The 23,815-nt window shown below is 72.9% G+C and carries 20 protein-coding genes; 5 read left to right on the forward strand and 15 right to left on the reverse strand.

The features are described 5' to 3' along the window. Window positions 1-3 precede the first annotated feature (3 nt). The 3 genes from egtC to egtA are packed head-to-tail and all read right to left on the reverse strand — an operon-like array spanning window position 4 to window position 3,272. Window positions 4-741, reverse strand: a complete 738-nt coding sequence (gene egtC, locus BM339_RS22295) for an ergothioneine biosynthesis protein EgtC (RefSeq protein ID WP_075022103.1) — start codon at window positions 739-741, stop codon at window positions 4-6. Further along, window positions 742-2,076, reverse strand: coding sequence for an ergothioneine biosynthesis protein EgtB (gene egtB / locus BM339_RS22300; RefSeq protein ID WP_075022104.1), 1,335 nt, complete (start codon window positions 2,074-2,076; stop codon window positions 742-744). Then, window positions 2,073-3,272 (reverse strand): ergothioneine biosynthesis glutamate--cysteine ligase EgtA, encoded by a 1,200-nt coding sequence (egtA, locus tag BM339_RS22305; protein WP_075022105.1) that lies wholly within the window; start codon window positions 3,270-3,272, stop codon window positions 2,073-2,075. The genes egtB and egtA overlap by 4 nt, the downstream gene beginning before the upstream one ends. A gap of 263 nt (window positions 3,273-3,535) precedes the next feature. On the opposite strand from egtA, the gene BM339_RS22310 reads away from it, so the two are divergent. Next, window positions 3,536-4,786, forward strand: coding sequence for an RNA polymerase sigma factor (locus BM339_RS22310; protein WP_075022106.1), 1,251 nt, complete (start codon window positions 3,536-3,538; stop codon window positions 4,784-4,786). Between the two features lie 104 nt (window positions 4,787-4,890). Here the strand turns inward: BM339_RS22310 and BM339_RS22315 are convergent, their stop codons facing one another. Continuing rightward, window positions 4,891-6,504, reverse strand: coding sequence for an MFS transporter (locus tag BM339_RS22315; RefSeq protein WP_024935878.1), 1,614 nt, complete (start codon window positions 6,502-6,504; stop codon window positions 4,891-4,893). Window positions 6,505-6,654: 150 nt separating this feature from the next. Between BM339_RS22315 and BM339_RS22320 the strand changes: the two genes are divergently transcribed. Together BM339_RS22320 and gad are read left to right on the forward strand one after the other, a co-directional pair. Further along, window positions 6,655-7,326: a TetR family transcriptional regulator gene (locus BM339_RS22320; protein ID WP_021594231.1), complete on the forward strand. Its 672-nt coding sequence runs from the start codon at window positions 6,655-6,657 to the stop codon at window positions 7,324-7,326. Window positions 7,327-7,430: 104 nt separating this feature from the next. Beyond that, entirely contained in the window at window positions 7,431-8,855 is a 1,425-nt protein-coding gene (gene gad / locus BM339_RS22325) for a glutamate decarboxylase (RefSeq protein ID WP_075022107.1), read from the forward strand. A 7-nt stretch (window positions 8,856-8,862) separates the two neighbouring features. Here gad and BM339_RS22330 read toward each other — a convergent pair whose 3' ends face one another. From BM339_RS22330 to BM339_RS22345, 4 genes are all read right to left on the reverse strand, one after another. After that, window positions 8,863-9,714, reverse strand: a complete 852-nt coding sequence (locus tag BM339_RS22330; protein WP_075022108.1) for a hypothetical protein — start codon at window positions 9,712-9,714, stop codon at window positions 8,863-8,865. Window positions 9,715-9,841: 127 nt separating this feature from the next. Continuing rightward, the gene (locus tag BM339_RS22335) at window positions 9,842-11,014 is read right to left on the reverse strand and encodes an acyl-CoA dehydrogenase family protein (protein ID WP_075022109.1); all 1,173 of its coding nucleotides are present in this window, start codon (window positions 11,012-11,014) and stop codon (window positions 9,842-9,844) included. Beyond that, on the reverse strand, window positions 11,015-12,121 hold the full coding sequence (locus tag BM339_RS22340) for an acyl-CoA dehydrogenase family protein (RefSeq protein WP_075022110.1): 1,107 nt from the start codon (window positions 12,119-12,121) through the stop codon (window positions 11,015-11,017). Then, the gene (locus BM339_RS22345; RefSeq protein ID WP_075022111.1) at window positions 12,122-13,744 is read right to left on the reverse strand and encodes an AMP-binding protein; all 1,623 of its coding nucleotides are present in this window, start codon (window positions 13,742-13,744) and stop codon (window positions 12,122-12,124) included. A gap of 228 nt (window positions 13,745-13,972) precedes the next feature. Between BM339_RS22345 and BM339_RS22350 the strand changes: the two genes are divergently transcribed. Then, window positions 13,973-14,596, forward strand: coding sequence for a TetR family transcriptional regulator (locus BM339_RS22350; protein ID WP_024935877.1), 624 nt, complete (start codon window positions 13,973-13,975; stop codon window positions 14,594-14,596). A gap of 46 nt (window positions 14,597-14,642) precedes the next feature. Here the strand turns inward: BM339_RS22350 and BM339_RS22355 are convergent, their stop codons facing one another. Both BM339_RS22355 and BM339_RS22360 read right to left on the reverse strand, forming a co-directional pair. Next, entirely contained in the window at window positions 14,643-15,539 is an 897-nt protein-coding gene (locus BM339_RS22355) for a CU044_5270 family protein (RefSeq protein WP_075022112.1), read from the reverse strand. Next, on the reverse strand, window positions 15,536-16,114 hold the full coding sequence (locus BM339_RS22360; protein WP_075022113.1) for an RNA polymerase sigma factor: 579 nt from the start codon (window positions 16,112-16,114) through the stop codon (window positions 15,536-15,538). Before BM339_RS22360 ends, BM339_RS22355 begins: the two co-directional genes overlap by 4 nt. Window positions 16,115-16,270: 156 nt before the next feature. Here BM339_RS22360 and BM339_RS49985 point away from each other — a divergent pair, with 156 nt between their 5' ends. Further along, window positions 16,271-16,504, forward strand: a complete 234-nt coding sequence (locus tag BM339_RS49985) for a DUF397 domain-containing protein (RefSeq protein WP_021594222.1) — start codon at window positions 16,271-16,273, stop codon at window positions 16,502-16,504. A gap of 409 nt (window positions 16,505-16,913) precedes the next feature. Here BM339_RS49985 and BM339_RS22370 read toward each other — a convergent pair whose 3' ends face one another. From BM339_RS22370 to pucD, 5 genes are all read right to left on the reverse strand, one after another. Next, on the reverse strand, window positions 16,914-18,254 hold the full coding sequence (locus tag BM339_RS22370) for an alpha/beta fold hydrolase (protein ID WP_075022114.1): 1,341 nt from the start codon (window positions 18,252-18,254) through the stop codon (window positions 16,914-16,916). Window positions 18,255-18,403: 149 nt separating this feature from the next. Continuing rightward, a complete protein-coding gene (alc, locus tag BM339_RS22375) occupies window positions 18,404-19,420 on the reverse strand; it encodes an allantoicase (protein ID WP_075022115.1) in 1,017 nt (338 codons plus the stop codon). Continuing rightward, the gene (allB, locus tag BM339_RS22380; protein WP_021594218.1) at window positions 19,417-20,718 is read right to left on the reverse strand and encodes an allantoinase AllB; all 1,302 of its coding nucleotides are present in this window, start codon (window positions 20,716-20,718) and stop codon (window positions 19,417-19,419) included. Before allB ends, alc begins: the two co-directional genes overlap by 4 nt. Further along, a complete protein-coding gene (locus BM339_RS22385; RefSeq protein WP_021594217.1) occupies window positions 20,703-21,506 on the reverse strand; it encodes a hydroxypyruvate isomerase family protein in 804 nt (267 codons plus the stop codon). Before BM339_RS22385 ends, allB begins: the two co-directional genes overlap by 16 nt. Next, complete coding sequence (gene pucD / locus BM339_RS22390; RefSeq protein WP_024936324.1) at window positions 21,503-23,815, reverse strand: xanthine dehydrogenase subunit D; 2,313 nt, start codon at window positions 23,813-23,815, stop codon at window positions 21,503-21,505. The genes BM339_RS22385 and pucD overlap by 4 nt, the downstream gene beginning before the upstream one ends.

Raw genomic sequence — 23,815 nt, forward strand, 5'->3', positions numbered from 1 at the left:
CCTTCACAGCGGGTCCAGGCGCACGCCGGCGGCGAGCCCTGCGGTGACGAGCGTGCGGTCGGGGACGGGGCGCCAGCCCGGGCCGTCGTCGAGCGGCTCGGACGCGATCTGGATCGCGTCCCCGTCCTCGCGCACGAACAGGGAGTCGCCCCAGGTCGTGGCGGCCAGGGACGTCCCGTCGGAGGCGAGCAGGTTGTAGCGGCCGGGGGCGAGCGCGGTGACCGCGGCGACGGAGGCGGCGAGGCCGTCGCCGAGCGGGAGCCCCTCCCGCCAGTGCCGGACGGCGAGCGCGAACAGCGGCGCCGAGTCGACCGGGGCGCGGGCGTCGGGCACGCCGGCGACGTCCCCGGCCAGGTCCCGGAGCTTCGCCTCGACACCGTCGTAGCCCTCGATCCTCCCGTTGTGGCTGAACAGCCACGGCCCGGCGCGGAACGGCTGGGCGCACGACTCGTCCACCGGGAACCCGACCGTCGCCGACCTGATCGCCGCGACCGCGCAGGACGCCCGGACGGCTCCGGCGACCTCGCGGAACGACTGGTCCGTCCAGATCGGCTGGGCGCGGCGGAACCGCACCGGAGCCGCCTCGTCCTGGTACCAGCCGACGCCGTACCCGTCGGCGTTGAGGAGGTTCCCCTGGGTCATGCGCGGTGCGTACGCCTGGGTCTCCAGCGAGTACTTCCCCTCGTAGACGAGCGAGTGCAGCGTCCGTTCAGGCCCGAGGTAGCCCAGATGGCGGCACATCTAGCGCGCCTCCCCAGGAGTGCGGGCACACCTGAAGCCGGAGAAGATCTGCCGCCGGATGGGGTAGTCCCAGTTGCGGAACGATCCGCGTATGGCGAGGGGGTGCGTCGCCCAGGAGCCGCCCCTCAGCACCTTGTAGTCGGGCCCAAAGAAGACTTCCGAGTACTCCTTGTAAGGGAACGAACGGAAGCCGGGATAGCCGTGGAAGTCCGACGACGTCCACTCCCACACGTCCCCTAGGAGACGCCTCACCCCGTACGCGGAAGCACCCGACGCGTAGGAGCCGGTCTCCGACGGTCGCAGCGCCTTCTGCCCGAGGTTGGCGCGCCCCTCCTCGAACACGTCGCCCCACGGGTAGCGGCGTGACCGCTCCGTGGCGGGGTCCCAGCGGGCGGCCTTCTCCCACTCGGCCTCGGTCGGGAGCCTCTTCCCGGCCCACCGCGCGTAGGCGTCCGCCTCGTACCAGCACACGTGCTGGACGGGCTCGCCGGGCGGGACGGGTTCCGTCCGTCCGAACCGGCGCCGCACCCACTGCCCCCCTTCGCGGTCCCAGAAGGCGGGGGCGCGCTTGCCGCTGCGGTTGCGCCACTCCCATCCGGCGGGGTCCCACCAGCGCGGCTCGTCGTATCCGCCTGCCTCGATGAACGCGATGTAGGCCGCGTTGGTCACCGGCTCGACGTCGATGTAGTACGCGGGCAGATCGACGATGTGCACCGGACGCTCGTTGTCGTACGCCCACGGTTCGTCCGAGGTGCCCATCTGGAACGGGCCCGCGTCGATCAGCACCTCCTGCGCTCCGGTGCCCTCGCCCGGCGTCTGCAAAGGTTCCGCGACGGGGTCGAGCAGGGCGGGGGCGCCCTTGCGGAGCTGGTGCGTGGCAAGCATGGTCTCGTCGTGCATGTGCTCGTGCTGGACGACCATCCCGTACACGAACCCGCCCGACGTCAGCGGGTTCGCCGTGTCGAACCGCACGGACGACAGGGAGTCGAGCACCTTGGAGCGGACCGTCCCGATGTAGGCGCGGGCCTCCTCCGGCGGCAGGAGCGGCAGGGTCGGCCGTTCCGAGCGCGGATGCTCGAACGCGTCGTACAGGTCGTCGATCTCCGGGCGCATCGCCTCCTGGCCGGTGGCCGCGCGGAGCAGCCACAGCTCTTCGTAGTTGCCGACGTGCGCGAGGTCCCACACGAGCGGCGACATCAGCGGCGACACCTGCGCGGTGAGGTCGTCCTCGGCGAGGACGTCGGTGGTGAGGCCGAAGCTGCGATCCCGGACGGCGCCGAGCTCGCCCGCGATCAGTTCTTTCAAGGCCGCCTCGTCGGCGGTCGGCGAGCTCATGTCGGATCCTCCAAGGAGAGAGACGGGCGGTCGTCGGCGGGGCAGCGTCCCCGCTCGACGTACCGGTGGGCGTACTCCTCGACCAGCGGGACGAGGCCGGGCGCGCCGAGCCGCGGCAGCGCCTCCAGCGCCGCCGCGAAGCACGCCGCCGCGGCGGCGGCCAGCGACGCGTCGGACAGCCCGCACCGGGCCGCCTCCGCCCACAGGTGCGCCACCGGTTCGGCGGCGGCCTCGGCGGCGCGCGACGCGGCCGGGTCCTCCAGCAGGGCGGTGGCGACCGCTACGGGGACCGGCCAGTACGGGCCGGGCAGCGCGTCGATCATGCGCAGCTCCAGCCAGCCGCGCGGGCGGACGGGCGGGAACAGCGTGGACAGGTGGTAGGTCAGGTCGTCCTCGCCGGGCTCGCCCTTGTCGAGCCACTCCAGGAACGACATCCCGGGGTCCGACACCCACTCGCCCTCGGCGGTGTGGACGAGCATGACCTGGGCGTCGAGCGCGTACCGCGTCCACGCCTCGGCCGGGTCGCCGTCCGCCCCGTCCCGCAGGACGGGCAGGGTGCGGCACGGGTCCAGCTCGGTCCAGATGGCCTGCCGGGACGAGCGCATCCCGGTGCGGCGGCCGGCCCGCAGCGGCGAGTTGGCGAACGCGGCGACGAGCACCGGCCCGAGCGCGTGCACGAGCCGCCAGCGGCGGGCCGCGTCCCGGGCGTCGGCGCCGATGTCCAGGTTCACCTGGACCGACGCGGTCGAGCACATCATCGCCAGGCCCGCGTCGCGAAAGCCCCCCGCGCGGAAGTAGTCGCGCATGCAGGCGTAGCGGGGATGGTCGGCCTGGAACCGGGGCCGCCGGACGGGGTCGACGCCGTGCCCGGCGAGCGCGAGCCCGGCCGGTGCGAGGGCGTCCTGGACGTGGGCGATGTCGCCGCCGAGCGCGGCGTGCAGGGCGCCCAGCGTGCCGAACGGGGCGGAGCTGAGTTCGAGCTGCCCGCCCGGCTCGTAGGTGATCCTGCTTCCGCCGGACGGCGGCCCGGCCTCGTCCACGAGCGTGCGCACCCGCTCGCGCGGCACGTACGCGGCGGGGTCGGCGGTATCGACCACGAACCACTCGGTCTCGGCGCCGACCGTCCCGGGTGGGCCCGTCTTGAAGCAGACACCGCGAATGTGCTGGTAGACGCCGTCCACCGTCAGCCGGGTCACCGTTGACTCCTCACGTGAATCGATCACGGGTTCGAATCCTTCCCTGCTGAACCGGATCAGATATCCGCCGCTTTTCGTGAACTTTCTTAAATCTCCGTGAACGTCACTGTCCGCCCTTGTCTCGGCTACCTTCCGTGCTATTCGACGTCACGTCCGATCCCAGACTTCTCACCGGTTGATCTGAGGCGCTAGAGTCCCGACAGCCAGCGGTATGCACCATTTGTCGGACTGCTGGCGAACCCGGACGGGGAACGGGAGGTCACATGCGCGGGGACCTGGACTCGCTCTACGACGCCCACGCCGACCGCCTCTACGCGTACTGCTGGTCGCTCGTCGGAGACCGGCACGCGGCGGCGGCCATCGCCGACACCTTCAGCGCGGCCGTGCACCAGCCGCCGCGCGGCGACAGCGTGCTGTGGCTCTACTCGCTCGCCCGGACGACGTGCGCCGAGCGCGGCGCGTTCACCGGCGAGCTCGGCGGGCCCACGGTCGACGGCCGCGGCGGCCCGCTGTTCGCCGGCTCCGACCCGCTGCTGCGCGCCGCCGCCGCCCTGCGCTCCGACCACCGCGAGGTCCTGCTGCTGTGGGCGGGCGAGTGGCTCGAACCGCACGACATCGCCCGCGTCCTCGGCGTCGCGCCCGACACCGTGGCGCAGCTGCTCAACGCCGCCCGCACGCGGCTGGAGCGGGCCGTCCTCGACATCCTGATGCGCGGCACCGCGCAGCCGCGGCTCGACCTCATCACCGCGTTCGAGAAGGGCAGGCTGCCGCGGCTGCTCGCCGGGACGGCCCCGTCCCGCGCGCCGCGCTGGCTGCGCGCGCAGGTCCTCGCCGCCTGCGAGGCGGAGGCCACCCGGCCGCTGCCGAGCGTCTCCGCGCCGAGCCCGCTCGTCGTGATCGGCCCGCGGGCCGAGGACCGCCCGAAGCGCGGGCTGTCCGCCGGGGTGTCCAAGGGCTTCGGCGCCGCCGCGGGCGTCGCCGCGTCCGCCGCCGCCGTCATCGGGCTGCTGGTGTCCTGGCCCGCGGCCAAGGGCGGCGGCGCCTCGTCGCTGGTCCCGACCGCGAGCAAGGGGCAGACGCAGCCGGCGTCGACGCAGACCCACGGCGTCCCGCAGAGCCCGCTGCCCGGCCTGCCCGGATCCGTAACCCCGGAGAGCGGGCCGAAGAACCCGGTCGCGGGCGCGTACGAGAGCCCGCCGCAGGAGGCCGGCGGCGCGCCGGGCGGCGGCACGGCCGCGGCGCCGCCCGCGACGTCCCCGCCGCCCGCGCGGGAGAGGCCGCCGGCGTCCACCACGCCGTCGAAGCCGCAGCCGCCGACCACGCCGCCGGACGAGACGCCGACCACGCCCCCGGACTCGCCCTCGGACCCGACCACCCCGCCGCCGGACGACGGCTCGGCCGACCCGACGACGCCGCCGCCGAGCGGCACCCCGACCGACCCGCCCCCCGGCGACCCGGGGACACCGAGCCCGAGCCCCACGTCCAACCCGGCGCCGCAGCCGGGCCAGGGCTGACCGGGCCGGCGCGCCGAAGCGCGAAGCGCCGCCGCGGACGGCTTCCGCGACGGCGCCACGCGCGCCATGAGGTCGGCGTCTTCCGAGGCGGACGCCCGGGGAGGTCAGACGGCGGCGCCGCCCTCGACCGGGGACGTCCCGCGCCGGACCAGGAGCGCGGCGAGGATCGCGGCGAGCGCGACGGCCCCGGCGACGGTCAGGGACGTCTGGAAGCCGTCCATGAACGCCAGGTGGCTTCCGGTCGTGATGGCGTCGGCCGCCTCGGGCGGGGTGCCCGGCGGGACCGGCGCGACGCCCTGCGAGACGAGCCCGCCCTGGCCTTCGAGCTGGCGCGCGGCGGCCCCGGGGAGCCCGGCGTCGGTCAGCCGCCCGAAGAGGACGTCCCCCACCTTGGTGGACAGCAGCACGCCCAGCACCGACGTGCCGAGGACGCCGCCGACCTGCGCGGCGGTCTGCTGGAGGCCGCCCGCGACGCCCGCGAGGTGCGCGGGCGCGTTGCCGACGATGGCCTCCGTCCCGGCGACGATGACCAGCCCGAACGCCAGGCCGACCAGCACGAACCACGGCCACAGCTCGATGTAGGGGGCGTCCACCCCGATGCGCGACAGGCCGAACAGCGCGGCCGCGGTGAAGGCCATGCCGAGGGCCAGCGGGACCCGCGGCCCGAACCGGGAGGTCAGCGCGCCCGCCACCGGGGACGCGACGATGAACACGCCGGTCATCGGCAGCATCCGGACGCCGGCGTCCACCGGGCTCATGCCGTGCACCTGCTGCAGGTACAGGGTGATGAAGAAGATCGTCCCGAACATCGCGAAGAAGCCGAGCACGATGAGGCCGGTCGCCGCCGACAGCGACACCGAGCGGAACAGCCCGAGCGGCAGCAGCGGACGCTCGACCCGCAGCTCGTTCCAGACGAACCCGGCGAACAGCACCACGGACGCGGCGAACGACACGAGCGGGACGGTGTCGTCGAACCCGTTCTCGCCGGCCTTGATGAGGCCCCAGACGAGGGCGAACAGCGCGCCGGTGAGCAGGGCGACGCCGGGCAGGTCGAACGAGCCGGCGGCCTCCTCGTCCTTGGACTCGCGGATCACCCACAGGCCCACGGCCAGCGCGATCAGCCCGAGGGGCGCGTTCAGGAAGAAGACCGACTCCCAGCTGACGTTCTCCACGAGCAGCCCGGCGACGATCGGGCCGCCCGCGATCGAGATGCCGACCGTGGAGCCCCAGATGCCGATCGCGGCGTTGAGCCGCTCGGGCGGGAACGTGTTGCGCAGGAGGGCGAGGCTGGCGGGCTGCAGGAGCGCGCCGGCGAAGCCCTGCACGACGCGCCAGAAGATCACCATGCCGAGCCCGCCGGAGAGGCCGATCAGCACCGACGACACGGCGAACCCGATCACGCCGGCCAGGAACGTCCGCTTGCGCCCGAAGCGGTCGGCGATCTTGCCGGCCGGGATCAGCGTGACGGCGAGCGCGAGCAGGTAGGCGTTGGTGACCCACTGCAGGCCGGACAGGCTCGCACCGAGGTCCTTGGCGATCGCGGGGTTGGCGATGGACACGACGGTCGCGTCCAGGCCGACCATCATCACGCCGAGCGCGACGGCGATGAGCGTGAGCCAGGGATGCCCGTGCCCCGGTCTGCCGGGGCGTCCGCGCGCTTGGCCGCGCGGCGGGATCTTGACGGCGTCGAGGGTCTCGGCGCCCGTGGGGTGAGTCATCTTCGACCTCCGGATAGGCAGAGCCCCAAAGTGTCATGAGATGACACTTGTCGTCAAATGCCGATAGTCGTGCCAAGACATGATTCATATCACGACATTGGTCGCGCTCTGTCGCTTGGCGGGCGCCCGCAGGCTGGTTACACTTCGCCCATGACCGCGACCGCCCCCGAGACCGGCTCCACCGGCCCCGGTCCCCAGCCCCCGGGCAGGCGCGAACGCAAGAAGCAGCGCACCCGAGAGGCGCTCGTCGACGCCGCGTTCACCCTCTTCGCCGAGAAGGGGTTCGACGCGACCACCGTCGAGGAGATCGCCGACGCCGTGGACGTCTCGTCCCGCACGTTCTTCCGCTACTTCGCCTCGAAAGAGGACGTCGCGCTCACCTTCCAGGAGGAGCAGACCCGCGCCGTCATGGCGGCGCTGGCCGAGCGCCCCCCGGACGAGCCGATCATGACCGCGCTGCGGCACACCGTGGTGGAGATCGCCCGCGCCTGCGAGGCCGGCGAGCTGGGCTTCGAGCCCGGCCGCTTCGAGTGCATGCTGACGATGATGAGCGACAGCCCGTCGCTGATGGCGGGCAGCCTGGAGCACGCGCAGCGCAAGCAGGCGCTGCTCGTCGAGATCATCGGCCGGCGGATGGGCCTCGACCCGGACGAGGACCTGCGCCCGCACGTCGTCGCCGCCGCCACGACCTGCGCGTTCCAGGCGTCCGCCGACGTCGCTTCCCGCCTCGGCGGGAAGTTCTCCACGCTCTCCGAGACGGTCGACCAGGCCTTCGCGATCCTGGAGAACGGCCTGAACGAACCGTCCCGTCCGGCCGGCTGACCCGGCGCTGACCAGCGGCGGTCCGCCCGGTGTGGCGCGGTGCGCCGCGGGTACCCCCTGCGGATCCGGGGGCGTCCCGTCCCCGCACGCGGGAGGGCGGCGACATGGCTCTGCAGCATCCGCGCGACGCCGGGTCCGGCGGCCGTGACCTGGAGGTCAACCCGGTCTTCAGCCGGGAGCCGCTGGCGATCCCCCGGTACGCGCTGCCCGCCGGGGAGCTCGACCCCGGCACCGCCTACCAGATCGTCCACGACGAGCTGATGCTGGACGGCAACGCGCGGCTGAACCTCGCGACGTTCGTGTCCACCTGGGCGGAGCCGGAGGCGCTCCGGCTGATGGCCGAGTGCGCCGACAAGAACATGATCGACAAGGACGAGTACCCGCGCACCGCCGAGCTGGAGATGCGCTGCGTGCACATGCTCGCCCGGCTGTGGCACGCCGCGGACCCGCGCCGGGCGGTGGGCTGCTCGACGACCGGGTCCAGCGAGGCCGCGATGCTCGGCGGGCTGGCGCTCAAGCGGCGCTGGCGCGAGCGGCGGCGCGCCGCGGGCGAGCCCGCGGACCGGCCGAACCTCGTCATGGGCGTCAACGTGCAGGTCTGCTGGGAGAAGTTCGCGAACTACTTCGAGGTCGAGCCCCGGTACGTGCCGATGGAGGGCGACCGCTTCCATCTCGGCGCGCGGGAGGCGGTGGAGCTGTGCGACGAGAACACCATCGGCGTGGTCGCCGTCCTCGGGTCCACCTTCGACGGGAGCTACGAGCCCGTCGCCGAGATCGCCTCCGCGCTCGACGACCTGGAGGCGCGGACCGGGCTGGACGTCCCGATCCACGTGGACGGGGCGTCCGGGGCGATGATCGCGCCGTTCCTCGACCCCGGCCTGGTGTGGGACTTCCGGCTGCCGCGGGTGGCCTCGATCAACACCTCGGGGCACAAGTACGGGCTGGTCATGCCGGGCGTCGGCTGGGCGCTGTGGCGGGACGAGGACGCGCTGCCCGCCGACCTGGTCTTCCGCGTGAACTACCTCGGCGGGGACATGCCGACGTTCGCGCTCAACTTCTCCCGTCCCGGCGCGCAGGTCGTCGCCCAGTACTACGCGTTCCTGCGGCTCGGCTTCGACGGGTACCGCCGCGTCCAGCGCACCTGCCGGGACGTCGCGACGCGGCTGGCCGCCGAGATCGGCCGGCTCGGGCCGTTCGAGACGCTCACCGGCGGCGACGAACTCCCGGTGTTCGCGTTCCGGGTGCGGGAGGACGCCGGCTGCACGGTCTACGACGTGTCCGCCGCGCTGCGCGAGTGCGGATGGCTCGTGCCCGCCTACACGTTTCCCGAGAACCGCACCGACCTCGCCGTCCTGCGCGTCGTGGTGCGCAACGGGTTCGGGCACGACCTCGCCGACCTGTTCCTGGACGACCTGCGCCGCGCCCTGCCCCGGCTGCGCGCCCAGCAGGGCCCCGGACGCGACGCGAGCGAGACGACCGGATTCGCCCACGGCGCCGAGCCCAAGAAGGCGCGGGCCCGGAAGGTCTGAGGGGCGGTCAGGCCATCCACTCGCCGATGCTGTCCCAGTACATGTTGAGCATCCGCTCGGCCATCCGGCGATCGCTCAGCTCGCCCGCCCGCGCGGCGACCGACCGCATCAGCGCGAACCCGCCCTCGGCGTTGAGGCGGTGCCCGATGGCGCGGATCTCGACACGCTCGGCGAGCCCTTCCGGCGGCGTGCCGCCGTCCAGCAGGCCGTCGACATAGCGGAGGTCGTGCCAGCGCTCCCGGTCCTCCTCGCCGAGCCCCTTGTACGCGCGCTGGGCGGCCGCCACGAGGTCCACGAGACGGCGGGCCGTGCGCTCGTCCTCGCCGACGGCCTCCGCTTCGAAGAAGGCGAGCCGATCCTCGGGGCAGGTCGCGCGCAGCAGCTCGATCGCGCGGTTCGCCTGGGCCGGCGAGTGGCCCGAGGACACGATCCCGCGGTTCAGCACGACATTGAGCACCGCGGTCACGCCGTCGTCGGTCATGCGCCACGCGGCCTCGGCGGCCTCCTCGGCCACCGGCGAGTCGATGACCAGATCGGCGACCGTGACCGCGTGCAGCGCGACGTCCTCCAGGTGCGGGGAGCGCAGGGTCTGGACGACGGCGTCGCGGTCCGGGTGGTGCAGCAGCGCCATGACCCACATACGGCGCAGGCTCTCGTCGTCCCCGCCCGCGTAGTCGTTGAACTCCGCGTCGTCCGGCCAGAGCGACGGCATCGGGCTCTGGTCGAGGAAGGAGTCGACGTCCACCACCGCGGGGACGCGGATGGGCTTGCGGTCCCAGATGTCGGCGGTCCAAGCACCGCTGAGCAGCAGGGTGCCGTCCTTGTCCGGCTCCCGGTCCCGCTTCCTCCGCCAGAACACGCTGCACCTCCTGCGAGTGACCGCCCGGATTCATTGCGTCAGTGCGTAGATGATCGCATTTCTTCCGGTGGAGTGCAGCCCGTACCGTGATCGCCGCGTCACACCCAGCTGACTCCGGGGCGCGGCATCAGCGCGGCGCCCGGGGCAGGCCGAGGCCGATCATCGCGATCAGCTCGCGCTGGATCTCGTTGACGCCACCGCCGAAGGTCAGCACCAGGGCGCCCTTGGCCAGCCGGTCGAGCGCCGTCATGAACGCGGCCGTCTCCGGGTCGGCCGGATCGCCGTAGCGGGCGAGGACGGTGCCGACGATCCGGCCGATCTCCTGCATCCGCTCCGAGGAGTAGATCTTGGTGGCGGACGCGTCGGCGGCGCCGAGCCAGCCGAGGTCCTGGTTCGCGGCGACCTGCCAGTTGAGGATCTCGTTGACGCGCAGGTAGGCGTACACCTGTGCCACCGCGCGGCGGACGGCGGGCTCCTCGATCAGCGGGCGCCCGTCCCGTCCGGGGGTGGCGCGGGCCCAGCGCTCGAAGCGGATGTAGGTGTGCCCGATGTTGCCCGCCGGGCCCAGCGTGACCCGCTCGTGGTTGAGCTGGTTGACGATGAGGTCCCAGCCCTTGTTCTCCTCGCCGATGAGCATGTCCGCGGGGACGCGGACGTCCTGGAAGTACGTCGAGTTCGTGTGGTGGGCGCCGTCCATCGTGATGATCGGCGTCCAGGAGAACCCCGGGTCCTCGCAGTCCACGATGAGCATCGAGATGCCCTTGTGCTTCTTGGCGGCCGGGTCGGTGCGCGCCGCGAGCCACACGTAGTCGGCGTGGTGCGCCCCGGAGGTGAAGATCTTCTGGCCGTTGACGATGTAGTGGTCGCCGTCCCTGACCGCGGTGGTGCGCAGGGCCGCGAGGTCGGTGCCCGCGCCCGGCTCGCTGTAGCCGATCGCGAAGTGGCACTCGCCGGCCAGGATGCGCGGGATGAAGAACTCCTTGTGGGCCTCGGACCCGTACTGCAGGATCGTCGGCGCGACCGAGTTCAGCGTGATGAGCGGGTAGGTGACCTCGGCGCGCGCGATCTCGTTGGCGAAGATCGTCTGCTCGACCGGGCCGTAACCCCGCCCGCCGTACTCCTTCGGCAGCGCGACGCCGAGCATCCCGTCCCGTCCGAGCCGCTTGCAGTGCTCCAGGTAGGCCGGGCCGAACGGGTCGGCGAGGATCGCGGCGCGCTGCTCGGCCGTCAGGCAGTTCTCGAAGTACTCGCGCAGCTCGGCGCGGAGCTTCTTCTGCTCGTCGGTGAGGTCGATGAACATTCAGGCCTCCTGGGCGATCAGGGCGCCGAGCGCGTCGAGACGGTCTTCCCCGCCACCGAGCAGGTGCGCGCAGTGCTTGCCCCAGGCGAAGTAGCGGTGCAGCGGGTAGGTGACGTCCAGACCGATGCCGCCGTGCAGGTGCTGGCAGGTGTAGAGCGCCTTCACCACGGGGTCGCACGCGTTGCAGGCGGCCACGGTGAGGACCTCCTCCGCGTCGTCCGCTCCTTGCGCGAGGCGCCACACTCCCGCCCACACGGCGACGTCCAGCGCGCGCTTGGCGATGTAGACGTCCCCGATCTGCATCGTGACCGCCTGGAACTGCGCGAGCGCACGGTCGAACTGCTCGCGCGTCTTCGTGTACTCCTTCGTCAGATCCAGAGCGCCTTCGATGACACCGGACGCGACGGCCACCGCGCCCGCGACGGCCGAGCGGCGCAGCGTGTCCCAGGCCGCGCCGTCCGCCGAGCCGCCGAGAAGGGCGTCCGGGCCGACGCGGACGTCGGCGAGGGCCACGCGCGACAGCGGTTCGGACGTCGCGGACGGCTGCTCGCTGATCGTCACGGCGGAGGGCTCGACGAGGAAGACCCCGATGCCCGCGCCCTCGACACGCGCCGGGATCAGGATCCGGGACGCCTCCCGCGCGTACGGGACGAACGTCTTCACGCCGTCCAGGACGTATCCGGCGCCGTCCTCGCGGGCCGTCGCGGCGATGCCGCCGGCCGGTCCGACCTCGCGGTACGCGCCCGTCAGGATCGTCGCCCCCTCGGTCAGCGGGGCCAGCAGGGCGCGCTGCTCCGCCGTCCCGTGCGCCGCGATCGGGGCGGCCGCGAGCGCGAGCGACGCGTACACGGGCACGGGCGCGACGTGGAGGCCGACCTCCTTGAGGATCACCGCCAGCTCGACCGGGCCGAGCCCGGCGCCGCCGGCGTCCTCCGGCAGGACGACGCCGAGCAGCCCCGCCTGCGCGAGGGCCTTCCACGTCACGTCGTCGTAGGGCGCCCCGCTCCGCTCGAACGCCTCAAGGCGCTCCCGCGTCGACTCGCGCGCGAGCACGTCCGCCGCGAGCCCCCTGATCTCTTGCTGGGTCTCGTCGAGGTCGAAGTCCACTCATCCGCTCCCTTCCAGGAGGTGCAGCCGGCCGCGCCGCTCGAACTCGGCCCGCAGGCCCGCCGCGTCGTCCGCGGTCATCGGGCGGTAGTCGAGGTCGCGGCCGGGCCGCCACCACACCGGATCTCCGGTGCGCCAGCCCTCCCGCACCAGCCGGCGTTTGAGGATCTTGTTGGAGGCCGTCGCGGGCAGCTCCCGCGCCACCCGGACGTAGCGGGGCGGCCACTTGGGGCTCATGTCGGCGCGCCCGCGCAGGTAGGCGGCGAACGCCTCGGGGTCGAAGGCGTCGGCGGCGACGGCGAGCATCACCTGGTCGCCGGACGCCGCGTCCGGCACCCCGTAGACGGCGAGCTGCCGGACGCCGGGCAGCTCCGCCAGAACACGTTCCACCTGGACGGCGCCGAAGTTCTCGCCGTCCACGCGGAGCCGGTCGGCGCTGCGCCCGGCGAAGAAGACGTACCCGTCGGCGTCGGCGTAGGCGAGGTCGCCGCTCCAGAACATGCCGTCGCGCAGGCGATCGGGCGCGTCCTCCTTGTAGTAGCCGTCGAACAGGCCGAGGTCCCCGGTCTTGACGAGCTCGCCGATGGCCTCGTCGCCGTTCACCACGCGTCCGGCACCGTCGAACCGCGCGGGCGGGCAGGGCCGGCCGGTCGCGGGGTCGAGGATCGCGATGCCCTCGGTCAGCCTGCCGAGCGCGCCCTGCGGGCCGAACGGGTCGGGCGCCAGCGAGATGGCGGTCTCCGTCGAGCCGTAGCCGTCGATGACGAAACAGCCGAAACGCTCACCGAACGTCTTCTGCTCCAGCGGAGCCGCCTCGTTCCCGAACGCGAACCGCACCGGGTTGTCGGCGTCGTCCTGTTTCGCCGGCGTGGCGAGCACGTACGACAGGGCCTTGCCGACGTAGTGCAGGTAGGTGCACCCGTGCTCGCGCACGTCGGGCAGAACCGACGACGCCGAGAACCGGGCGCGCAGCACCAGCTCGGCACCGGCGACCAGGGCGGGCGCGTACGCGGCCATGACGGCGCCGGAGTGGAACAGCGGCATCGGGCAGTAGACGACCGACTCCGGGGTCAGCATGCGCTCGGCGAGCACCTCCCCCGGCACGACCACCTTCCGGTGGGTGACGCGGACGGCGCGGGGCCGTCCGGACGTCCCGGACGTGAAGATGAGCATCAGCAGGGTGGCGGGGCTGATACCGGAGATGTCCGGAATCGGAGAACCCTCGAAGGGCGCCAGCAGCTCATGGAAAGCCTCGATGTCCAGCACGGGAGGCCCGAGCGCGGCGGCCCGCTGGGCGTGGCGCGGCTGGGCCACCACAAGATCGCAGTCGGTGCGCTCGGCGTCGCCCGCCAGCTCGGCGGCGCTCCGCGTCGGGTTCAGCACGACCACCACCGCGCCCGACAGCGCCGCCCCGCCGAGGAGGAACACCAGCTCGGGAAGGTTGTCGAGGAGCACCCCGACATGGACGGGACGCTCCGCGCCCGCCCGGCCGCCCATCCAGGCGGCGCGGGCCGCGCACTCGGCGACGACCTGCCGCCACGTCCAGGCGCGTCCGTCGTCGGCGGAGCGCAGCCCCGGGCGGTCGTCGTCCGCCCTCGCCTCCAGCAGTGTCGCGACGCTCACGCCACCACCTCCCGCGGCAAAAACTAGAACAGATTCTAGTCTCTGTCCAGAGCTCTGATCATCCGTCTTCCCGCCCCGATTGGCCTGGACCACTGGTGCGTCCCCCCACCCCCGAGAGCACCACGGAAGCCACCCCGATCAACGGATCAGATAACACGTTCTCGCATGAGCGGTACGCTTGGGGGGAACACGTCGGGCGTCCGGGCCCGCACAGAAGGGATGACGACCGTGACCGCAGAGCCGACAGTGACCGGGGACGAGGCCCGGGGGCAGGCGGCCGGCCAGGGCGTGCGCTCCCGCAGCCAGCACCAGCGGCGCAAGCGTATCGTCCAGGCGGCCGCGGCGCTCGCCTCGCGCGGCGGCATCGAGGCGATGCAGATGCGCACCGTCTCCGAGCGCGCCGGGGTCGCCCTCGGCACCCTCTACCGCTACTTCCCGTCCAAGATGGACCTGGTCGTCGCCGTCGTCAGCGAGGAGATCGACCTCCTCGAGAGCAGCATCGAGCGCCGCCCGCCCCGCGCCGGCGCCGCCCCGGAGCGGGCCGTGGACGTGCTGATGCGCGCCACCCGCGGCCTGATGCGCGAACCGGAGCTGGCCGAGGCGCTGATCCGGTCACTGCTGCTGTCGGACGTCAAGACCGACTTCGGCTACCGCATGAGCGAACTCCTGCTCCGCGCCGCGTACGGCCCGCCGGAGGAGATCCCCGCCGGCGACCCCCGCCGCCTCGCGTCCCGCGCGCTGTCCGGCATCTGGACCATGGAGATGATCGAGATGCTCCGCGGCAACGCCACCGCAGAGGAGATCCAGGCCCGCCTGGAGATCACCGCCACCCGCCTCCTCATCGACCCCTGACACGACGAGCGGCCGGGGCGCGCCCCGGCCGCTCTCCCGCCGCTCTTCAGGGCCGCTGCCCCGCCTCGTCGACGACGCCCGACCTGACCCGGACGGTGAGGTTCAGCGCATCGCCCTCGATCGCGGCCGACCCCTCACCGAGGTAGGCGTAGCCGTTCCGGTCCAGCAGCAGTTCCCGGTGGCGGCCTTCGGTGACGCGCCCGAGCCCGAGCACCGGACGTTCGGGCGACCGTCCCTCCATCTTCAGGCCGAGGAACAGGACCGCCGTCACGCCCGGGATCCGCGTGATCGCCCGGTACACCGCCGCCTCGGTCTTCGGCGGCAGCAGGTTGTCCCGCAGGATCGCGCACAGCATCGAGTACGCGGCCGAGTACCGTCCCTCCGCCGTGCGCCCGCCCGCCCTCTGGTAGACCCATTGCAGCAGGGCGGCCGGATCGGTCGGCAGCGCCGCCAGCGACGCGTAGTCGGACGGCGGCGTGGTCGGCGGGGTCGCGGACACGACGAGCTTCCCGTCCTCCAGCCTGGCGGACTTCGTGCCGTCGGCCCGCTTCCACTGCCGCCGCACGCCCGTGTCGCGCAGGTTCTCCGGCGGCGCCCCGACCGGGCCCGTCAGCGTCCGCGACTCGATGTAGACCCACTGATCCGGACGGGGCGGCGTGAACGGCCGCGCCTCCGCGGCGAGCGCGGCCCGCTCCAGCGCCTGCGACGCGTTGGACACGGGACGCACGACCGGCCCGTCCTCATCGCCCGCCTGCACCACGGTCACGCCCACGGCGACCGCGGCGGCCACCACCGCGACCCTGATGCCGAGCCGGAACCGCCCCCGCTTCCGGGTGCCTCCTGACGCGCGTTCGAGGAGCGCCGTCCTGGCCGCCGTGCGAGACGCCTCCGCGGGCGGCCCGGGCTCGGCCCAGGCGTCGCGAAGAATGTCGAGGTCGTTCACAGGTCCTCTCCCAAGGTCGTCGGGTCGGTATCGCCCAATGCGGCGCGGATCCTCCTGCGGGCCCGGTGCAGCCGCGACCGCGCCGTCCCGGCCGGTATCCCGAGCGCCTCACCGGCCTCCTGCACGGTGAGCTGCGCCCACGCGACGAGCAGCAGGACGTCCCGGTCGCCGCGCGGCAGCCCGGCGAGCGCCGCCGCCAGCGCCCCCTTCGCGGCCTGCGCGTCGACGCGCCCGGCCACCGCGTCGGCGTGCCCGTCGCCGGCCTCGGACGTCCCGGCCCTCGCGAGCGCCCGGTACTGGCGCACCTCGGCACGGTGCTGCCGGGCGACGAGGTTGGACGCGATCCCGTACAGCCAGGGCCGCGCGTCGGGCCGCGCCAGGTCGTAGCGCCCGCGCCGGTCGAACGCGATCAGGAACGTCTCGGCGGCGACGTCGTCGGCGAGCCCCCGCCCGAGCCGCCGCGCCGCGTACCCGTGGATCGCGGCGTAGTGCCGGTCGAACAGCGCGGCGAAGCACTCGGGCTCGTGCCGGGACCGCCGGACGATCTCGGCGTCCCCGGCGGTCACCGCGACCATGCCGGTCCTTCTCGGGTCATGTCCTGCCTTCCGCAGAGGGGGATGGTCACCTGTGCTTCGCCGATCCCCCACCGCGCGTTCGCGTTCCGGTGTGCCGCACGCACCTTCCCTACTAGCCTTGGCCACGCCAGAGCCAGGGAAGAAGAAGGTGGGCCAGTGACCGAGCAGGAACCGATCCTCAGCGACGGGGTCATCATCGAGTTCATCGATGGCAAGGACGTCCCCGTCCAGCACAAGGACTTCGGTGAGCGGGCCGTCGTCATGCGCGACGCCAAGAACCCCGAGGGCCCGATCCTCTACTTCACCGAGGCCGAGTGGGACGCCTTCATCGCCGGCGTCAAGGACGGCGAGTTCGACGACCTCCTAGAAGACCCCACCGAAACCCCCTGACCCAAACCCAGAACGCCCCCGGCATCCCCGCCGGGGGCGTTCTGCGTGAAGCACACCCAGATCAACCGAACACGTCGTCGACCGACTCCGCCGTGACCGCGCGGGCCAGCCAGCGGTCCAGTTGCTCCGTGTCCTCGCAGGCCAAGACACGCTCCCGCGCGTGGTCAATTCAGGCATCTGTGCCGCCTGCTCGGTCGAGGTTATGAGCGGTTCGGAGCCCGGTCCCAGTACCAGGGGCGTGAGCTCGAAGCCCGGGTGACCGAGCTTGATCGGCTCTCGGGCCCACTCGGCCACCGCAGGACGAGGACATATGACCACCAGGTAGCACGGGGCTCTCGTCTTGGCCCATTGGGAGGTGACGTCTCGGCGACGATGCTGAGCGTCGGCTTGTGCAGTGGGTCACAGTGCATTATGGGCGGGAAGGTTGCACTAGTAGGGGGTTTGGGTTGTGAGGGTGGAAGGCGGGGGTGTCCAGGGAGAGGGCGTTGGCTTTTTGGTTTAGGGATTTTGGTGTGATGCTGGGCCAATGGTTGGTTTTGACGCGCTTTTCCAGGACTTGGAGGCTTGCCACGTATTCGGAGGCCGCGAAGTTGCAGTGGCCCGTGCGGTGGACGTAGGCCTGGCGCAGCAGGCGGGTGCGGCCGGCGGCGCGGACGGTCCCGGCGTATTCGGTCTCGTGTTCCACAGGGACCAGCTGGTCGGAGATCGTGTGGATGTTCAGGGTCGGGACGGTGAGGCGGCCGGTGGGTTCGGATGTGCGCGTCATCCAGGCGAGAGGGGCCGGTTCGAGCTGTTTGGTGGCCTTTGCAGTGAGGGTTGAGAGGTCCTTCTTCAGGTTCAGGCCCGCGGTTCGGTAGAGGGCCTTCACCTGGCGGAGGTTCGCGGAGCGGGTGAGCAGGCGGGGGTAGTTCAGGCCCTTGTTCCAGGCGCTGTCACCGCCTGCCGCCTGGTTGATGGAGTAGCGGCCGCTGAAGATGAACCCGAGGACCCCGGAGGTGAGCCACTGGTACTGCTGGCGTTCCTGTTCGGCGTAGTCGTGGCGGGGTGGTTCTTCTTCGCCGGTGAACCAGGACGACTGGTTGAGGAAGGCGGAGGCCAGGGCTATGCGGGCGCGGCCGGCGGGGGTGGCCTGGGCGTTCTGCACGGCGAGGGTGAGCTGGGTTCCGGCGACGATGCCCTCGGCAGGGGACGTGTAGTCGGTGAGCTTGATGTCCTGGGACGGGGCCAGCAGCGTCGCGATGGCGTGGCCCGCGTTGAGCTGGTAGTTGTTCAGGTCGACGCCGCCGCCGACGATGCCGCAGGTGCTGAGGACGCCGTCCACGGCGCGGGTCTCGGCGAGCTTGGCGCTGACCAGGCCGCCCATCGACTGGCCCAGCGCGAGCGTGGTGCGGGGACGTCCGATGATCTTCGTGACCGCGTCCTTCGCGGCGGTCTGGTCCCGGACGGCGCTGCCCAGTGCCCACAGGGAGCCGTCCGGATCGTAGGACGAGCCGGCGAGCGCGTACCCGCGGTCGAGGAGGGCCTTTCCGGCGGCCTCGCTCGGGCGGTCGGCGGGGGTGAGCGGGCCGAATCCGTGGCTGAACAGGATGAGCGTGCCGTTCCAGCGGGCGGGGACGTCGGCGATCCAGGTCGCGCCGTCGGGGAGGGTGCCGGTGTAGTGCGCGGGGCCGGCGGCGTGGGCGGTGGCCGGGGCGAGCGCCGCGGGCACCGCGAGGACGGCAACAAGAGCGCCTGCCTGCAGTCGTTTCATGGGAATCCTCTCCGGCCCGGGGGGCTCAGAAATTGGAGGTGTACGCCACGAACGTCACGATTTTGTCGAATGTCGACCCGTACGGAGGCGGGCTCCGGAGTCGAGTGCTCAGAATGTAGGCAGAAATCTCACGGTCGTCAACGATCCGCCTAATATCGGGTGTACTCGTCCCAGCTCTTCACCAGGCGGCGCTGGGTCTCAGGGCTCAGCACGCCCCAGAGGCGGAACCTGGAGAGGCCGCCGTCCGGGTAGATGTCCAGCCGGACGTGCGTGACCTCCGGGGTCGCCATCCGGAAACGGTGCCGGGTGTCGGGCCGCAGGGGGGTCCGCGGCAGGATCGTCCAGGAGAACGCCCTGTCGTCGGCGCCGCCGCGGCCGTCGGTGCCGGTCAGGCGGACCTCGGCGGGGGCGTTGAACTTCAGGTTCGTGGTGTCGATCTCGGCGAGGAGGACGGTGCCGGGCGCGGCCAGGCTGATCTCGGCCCAGTCGTTGCCGTCGTCGCGGCGGCGGGCGGTCTCCCAGCCTTCCGCCTGGTTGCGGGCGAGTCCCGGGAACAGCATGTTGTCGGGCGAGGAGTAGAACATGTCGGAGCAGCCGATGACGCGGGCGCCGTTCTCCAGGGCTGCCAGGTCGACGGTCAGGCCGGTCAGGAACTCCGGGTTGGGGACGACGTGGCCGTGGACGCGGAGCCGCGCGATCCCGCCGTCGGGGAACATGTTGAGCCTGACGTGCGTGAACACGCGGTCGGGCACGTGGGCGGGGAGGGTGTGCGCGGTGTCGCCCGTGAGGGGGGTCTTCGGGACGATCTCGACCCAGTCGGCGGCGGCGAGGTCGGCGGGCGAGGGGTGGCCGTCCGCGAAGCAGGCCTCCACGGAGGCGTGCGGCGGGAAGTTGCCCTTGAACCAGGCGGTGTCGATGACGACGCCCACGATCCGGCCGGGGAGGCCGAGGCGGATCAGGGCCCAGTCGTGGCCGGGTCCCCGGCGGCGGGCGGTCTCCCAGCCGTCGTAGAGCTGCCCCTTCGGCCCGAAGGTCTCCGGGCTGAACGCCGGTGGCCAGGGGTTGAGCAGGTTCTCCTTCTCCGCGAACGACTCGTCGCTGGCGGCGATGACCGAGCCGCCGAGGGAGCGGACGGCCAGGTCCGGGAGGGACGTGAAGTCGGTCATCGCGCCTCCCTGGTGAGCAGCCGGCCGGCCGGCTCGTCCGCGATCGGCACGCCGCGCAGCCAGGTGGTCCGGACGAGCCCGGTCAGCGTCCGGCCCGCGTAGGGGGTGACGGGGTGCCGGTGGTGGAGGGCGGCCGGGTCGACGGTGAAGGGCTCGTCGGGTGCGAAGGCGACCAGGTCGGCGTCGTTGCCGACGGCGATGCCGCCCTTCCCGGGGACGGCGGCCAGCGCCGCGGGGGCCTCGGACGTCCAGCGGGCGACGGACGCCAGCCCGTGGCCGCGCTCGCGGGCGGCCGTCCAGACCGCGGGCAGCCCGAGCTGGAGCGAGGAGACGCCGCCCCAGGCCGTCGCGAAGTCGCCGAGTTTGAGCTCCGGCGTGCAGGGCGAGTGGTCGCTGACGACGCACGAGATCACGCCGGAGGCGAGGCCCTGCCAGAGCAGGTCGCGGTTGGCCTCGTCGCGGATGGGCGGGCAGCATTTGAACGTGGTGGCGTAGGCGTCGTCTGCGGAGAGGGTCAGGTAGTGGGGGCAGGTCTCGGCGGTCACGGGGAGGCCGGCGGTCTGTGCCTTCGCCAGGACCTCCAGGCAGCTCGCCGATGACAGGTGCAGGATGTGGGCGCGCACACCCGTCTCCTCCGCCAAGCCGACGACCTGTTCGACGGCGCGGCGTTCGGCTGACGGGGGACGCGACGCCAGGAAGGCCGGATAGTCGCCGCCGGTGGGTGGCCGCAGGGACGCGGGGTCCTCGGCGTGCACGACGACCAGCCCGCCGAACGAGGCGATCTCCCGGAACGCCGCCCTCATCTCGCCGGGCGCCAGCGGCGGGAACTCCGGGACGCCCGAGTCGGACGTGAAGCACTTGAACCCGAAGACGCCGAGGTCGTGCAGCGGCCGGAGCGAGGCGAGGTTGCCGGGGATCGCGCCGCCCCAGAAGCCGACGTCCACGGCGCACGCCCCCTCGGCCGCGGCGCGCTTCGCCGCCAGCGCGGCCGGGTCGACGGTCGGCGGGAGCGCGTTGAGCGGCATGTCGACGAGGGTCGTCACGCCGCCCGCGGCGGCGGCGCGGGTCGCGGTGGCGAAGCCCTCCCACTCGGTGCGTCCCGGCTCGTTGACGTGGACGTGCGTGTCGACGAGACCGGGCAGCAGCGCGACGCCGCCGAGGTCCACCGACTCGGCGGCCGGGACGGCGGCGTCGTACGCCGCGATCGCCGCGATCCGGCCGCCGCGGACGGAGACGGCGGCGGGACGCTCGCCGTCCGGCAGCACGGTCCGGCGCGACCGGATCAGGAGGTCGTCCACCCGAACTCCTCGGGCGACGGGCCCTGGGGCACGTACTCCAGCGCGATCCGGCCGGTGTAGCCGATGCCGTCCAGGACGGCGAAGAGCCGGTCGAAGTCGATCCGGCCGGTGCCGGGACGTCCCCGGCCGGGCGCGTCGGCGATCTGGACGTGCCCGATGTCGGCGGCGTGCTCCCGGGCGGCCCTCTCCAGGTCGTCGCCGTTGGTCGCGAGGTGGAAGGTGTCGAACAGGAACCGGACGTTCGCGGCGCCCGCCGCCCGGACGCGCGACACCACGGCCATGGCGTCCGCGGCCGTCTCCAGCGGGTAGGCGCCGTTGAGCCCGCGTGCGAGCGGCTCGATCAGGAGGGTTCCGCCGAATTCGCCCACCGATCGGGCGGCATGGACGAGGTTCTCCGTCGCGACCCGGTCCTGGTCGGACGCCGCCACGCCGTCGAGCCGCTGCCCGTAGAGCGCGTTGAACGACCGGACGCCCGTCCGCCCGGCGATCCGCCGCACCACCGGCAGGCAGGCCCGGAACTCCTCGACGCGGGACGGGTCGGACAGCACGCCCCGCTCCCCCGCCGGCATGTCGCCCGCGTAGAGGTTGAGGCCGATGAGGCGCACGCCCGCGTCCTCGACCGCCCGGCAGAACGCGTCCACGTCCGCGCCGGGCGGGTCGGGCTCGCCGGGCCAGGGCCACCAGAACTCCACCTCGCCGAATCCCGCCGCGCGCGCCGCGGCCGGGCGTTCCAGCAGCGGCGCCTCGGTGAAGAGGATCGAGCAGTTGACCGCGAACCGCCGCGTCATGGGCCTCCTTGGACGATGTGCTCCGGCCGGACCGGCACCCGGGTCAGCGCCGCGCCCGTCGCGTCCCGGACGGCCGCGACGATGGCGGGCGTCGACGACAGCGTCGGCGGCTCTCCCGCGCCGCGCAACCCGTAGGGTGCCTCCGGGTCGGGATTCTCCAGGATCTCCAGCCGCATCGGCGGCATGTCGAGGATCGTGGGGATCAGGTAGTCGGTGAAGGACGGGTTCCGGACGAGGCCGTCCGACACGACGATCTCCTCCATCAGGGCGAGCCCGAGGCCCTGCGCGGACCCGCCGTGGATCTGCCCCTCCACCCCGGTCCGGTTGATGATCTTCCCGACGTCCTGGACGGCGGCCAGCTCGACGACCTTGACCAGGCCGAGGTCGGCGTCCACGTCGACGACGGCGCGGTGGACGCACAGCGCGAGCTGGGTGTGGCTGCGCCCCTGCCCGGTGACCGGGTCCATGCGGGACGTGGGCCGGTGGTGGTACTCGCGGGTCTCCTCGATCACGGCGTCGCCGAGGGCGTCCTCGATCGTGCCGAGCACCCCGGCCGCCCGCGACATGATCTTCCCGCCGGACACGGCCAGGTCGCCGCGGCCGAACCGGCGGGCGGCGCGGGCGAGCAGCTCCGCCCGCACCGCCTCGCAGGCCGCCTTCACCGCCCCGCCCGACATGTACGACTGGCGGGACGCGCTGGACGAGCCGGCGTCGCCGACCCGGTTGTCCGCGGGCGCGATGGCGACCTTCTGCACGCCGAGCTCGGTCCGCGCGATCTGCGCCTGGATCGTGACGAGCCCCTGCCCGACCTCGGCCGCCGCGGTGTGCACGAGCGCGGTCGCCTCCCCGCCGATGACCTCCAGCCGGACGCGGGCGGTGGACAGGTCGTCGAAGCCCTCGGAGAAGCAGATGTTCTTGATGCCGACGCCGTAGCCGACGCCGCGCACGACGCCCTCGCCGTGCGTCGTCTGCGACACCCCGCCCGGCAGGTTCCGCAGGTCGGCCGCGTCCGGGGCGGGCGGCATCGGCATCGCCTCCAGCCGGGTCAGCATCTCGGCGAGCGGCGCCGGCGACTCGATGACCTGCCCGGTCGCGAGCTTCGAGCCCTGCGTGACGGCGTTGCGGCGGCGGATCTCCACCGGGTCGAGACCGCAGGCGGCGCCCAGCTTGTCCATCATCGACTCGTAGGCGAAGCACGCCTGCACGGCACCGAACCCGCGCATCGCCCCGCACGGCGGGTTGTTGGTGTAGACGCCGTAGCCGTCGATCCTGATGTTGGGGATCTCGTAGGGGCCGACGCCCAGCGAGGCGGCGTTGCCGACCACGTTCATCGTGGAGGACGTGTACGCGCCGCCGTCCAGCACGATCTCGACGTCGGCGTAGAGCAGCCGCCCGGTGGCGGTGGCGCCGTACTCGTACCGCATCTGCGCGGGGTGCCGGTGGACGTGCCCGAAGAACGACTCGTACCGGTTGTACGACATCTTCACGGGCCTGCCGGTGCGCAGCGCCAGCATCCCGGCGTGGATCTGCATCGACAGGTCCTCGCGCCCGCCGAACGCCCCGCCGACCCCGGCGAGCGTCATGTGCACCTGGTCCTCGCGGAGGCCGAGGCAGGGCGCGATCTGCCTGAGGTCGTTGTGGATCCACTGGGTGGACACGTACAGGTCGATCCCGCCGTCCTCGGCCGGAATGGCCAGCCCGGACTCCGGGCCGAGGAACGCCTGGTCCTGGATGCCGACCTCGTACTCGCCCGAGACGACGACGTCGGCGCGGGCCCTCGCGGCGTCCACGTCCCCGACGCGGACGGGCTGGTACCGGGTGATGCCGCCGCGGTCCTGGACCTTCAGCCGCTCCGGGTCGGCGATCACCGCGCGCGGGTCGGTGATCGGCGTGAGCACCTCGTAGTCGACGGCGATCCCGTCCAGGGCGCGGCGGGCCGTCTCGGGGTGGTCGGCGGCGACCAGCGCGACCGGCTCGCCCTGGTGCCTGACCTGGTCGATGGCGAGGACGGGCTGGTCCTCGGTGTCGTCGATGCCGAACATCCTCCGGCCCGGCACGTCCTCGTGGGTCAGCACCGCCCGGACGCCGGGGACCGCGAGCGCCGGCCCGATGTCGAGCGACCGGATCCGCGCCCGGGGGTGCGGGCTGCGCAGCGTCGCGCCCCACAGCATCCCGTCCATCCAGAGGTCGGAAGCGTAGGCGAACTCGCCGGCGACCTTGAGCGTGCCGTCCGGCCGCAGCGGGCTCTCCCCGACCCCGCCGATGCCGGGAGCGGCCACGTGGCCCGGGCTTCTCACCGGGGACGCCAT

Source organism: Actinomadura madurae (assembly GCF_900115095.1).
Taxonomy (GTDB): Bacteria; Actinomycetota; Actinomycetes; order Streptosporangiales; family Streptosporangiaceae; genus Spirillospora; species Spirillospora madurae.

Bases quoted from the DNA above. Each gene is read 5' to 3' on its own strand.
- BM339_RS22320 (WP_021594231.1), top strand. From the start codon at position 6,655: ATGACCGCGACCGCCCCCGAGACCGGCTCCACCGGCCCCGGTCCCCAG.
- BM339_RS22335 (WP_075022109.1), bottom strand. From the start codon at position 11,014: ATGTTCATCGACCTCACCGACGAGCAGAAGAAGCTCCGCGCCGAGCTG.
- alc (WP_075022115.1), bottom strand. From the start codon at position 19,420: ATGACCGACTTCACGTCCCTCCCGGACCTGGCCGTCCGCTCCCTCGGC.
- pucD (WP_024936324.1), bottom strand. From the start codon at position 23,815: ATGGCGTCCCCGGTGAGAAGCCCGGGCCACGTGGCCGCTCCCGGCATC.
- BM339_RS22385 (WP_021594217.1), bottom strand. From the start codon at position 21,506: ATGACGCGGCGGTTCGCGGTCAACTGCTCGATCCTCTTCACCGAGGCG.
- BM339_RS22310 (WP_075022106.1), top strand. From the start codon at position 3,536: ATGCGCGGGGACCTGGACTCGCTCTACGACGCCCACGCCGACCGCCTC.
- BM339_RS22360 (WP_075022113.1), bottom strand. From the start codon at position 16,114: ATGGTCGCGGTGACCGCCGGGGACGCCGAGATCGTCCGGCGGTCCCGG.
- egtB (WP_075022104.1), bottom strand. From the start codon at position 2,076: ATGAGCTCGCCGACCGCCGACGAGGCGGCCTTGAAAGAACTGATCGCG.
- egtC (WP_075022103.1), bottom strand. From the start codon at position 741: ATGTGCCGCCATCTGGGCTACCTCGGGCCTGAACGGACGCTGCACTCG.
- gad (WP_075022107.1), top strand. From the start codon at position 7,431: ATGGCTCTGCAGCATCCGCGCGACGCCGGGTCCGGCGGCCGTGACCTG.
- BM339_RS22370 (WP_075022114.1), bottom strand. From the start codon at position 18,254: ATGAAACGACTGCAGGCAGGCGCTCTTGTTGCCGTCCTCGCGGTGCCC.
- BM339_RS22315 (WP_024935878.1), bottom strand. From the start codon at position 6,504: ATGACTCACCCCACGGGCGCCGAGACCCTCGACGCCGTCAAGATCCCG.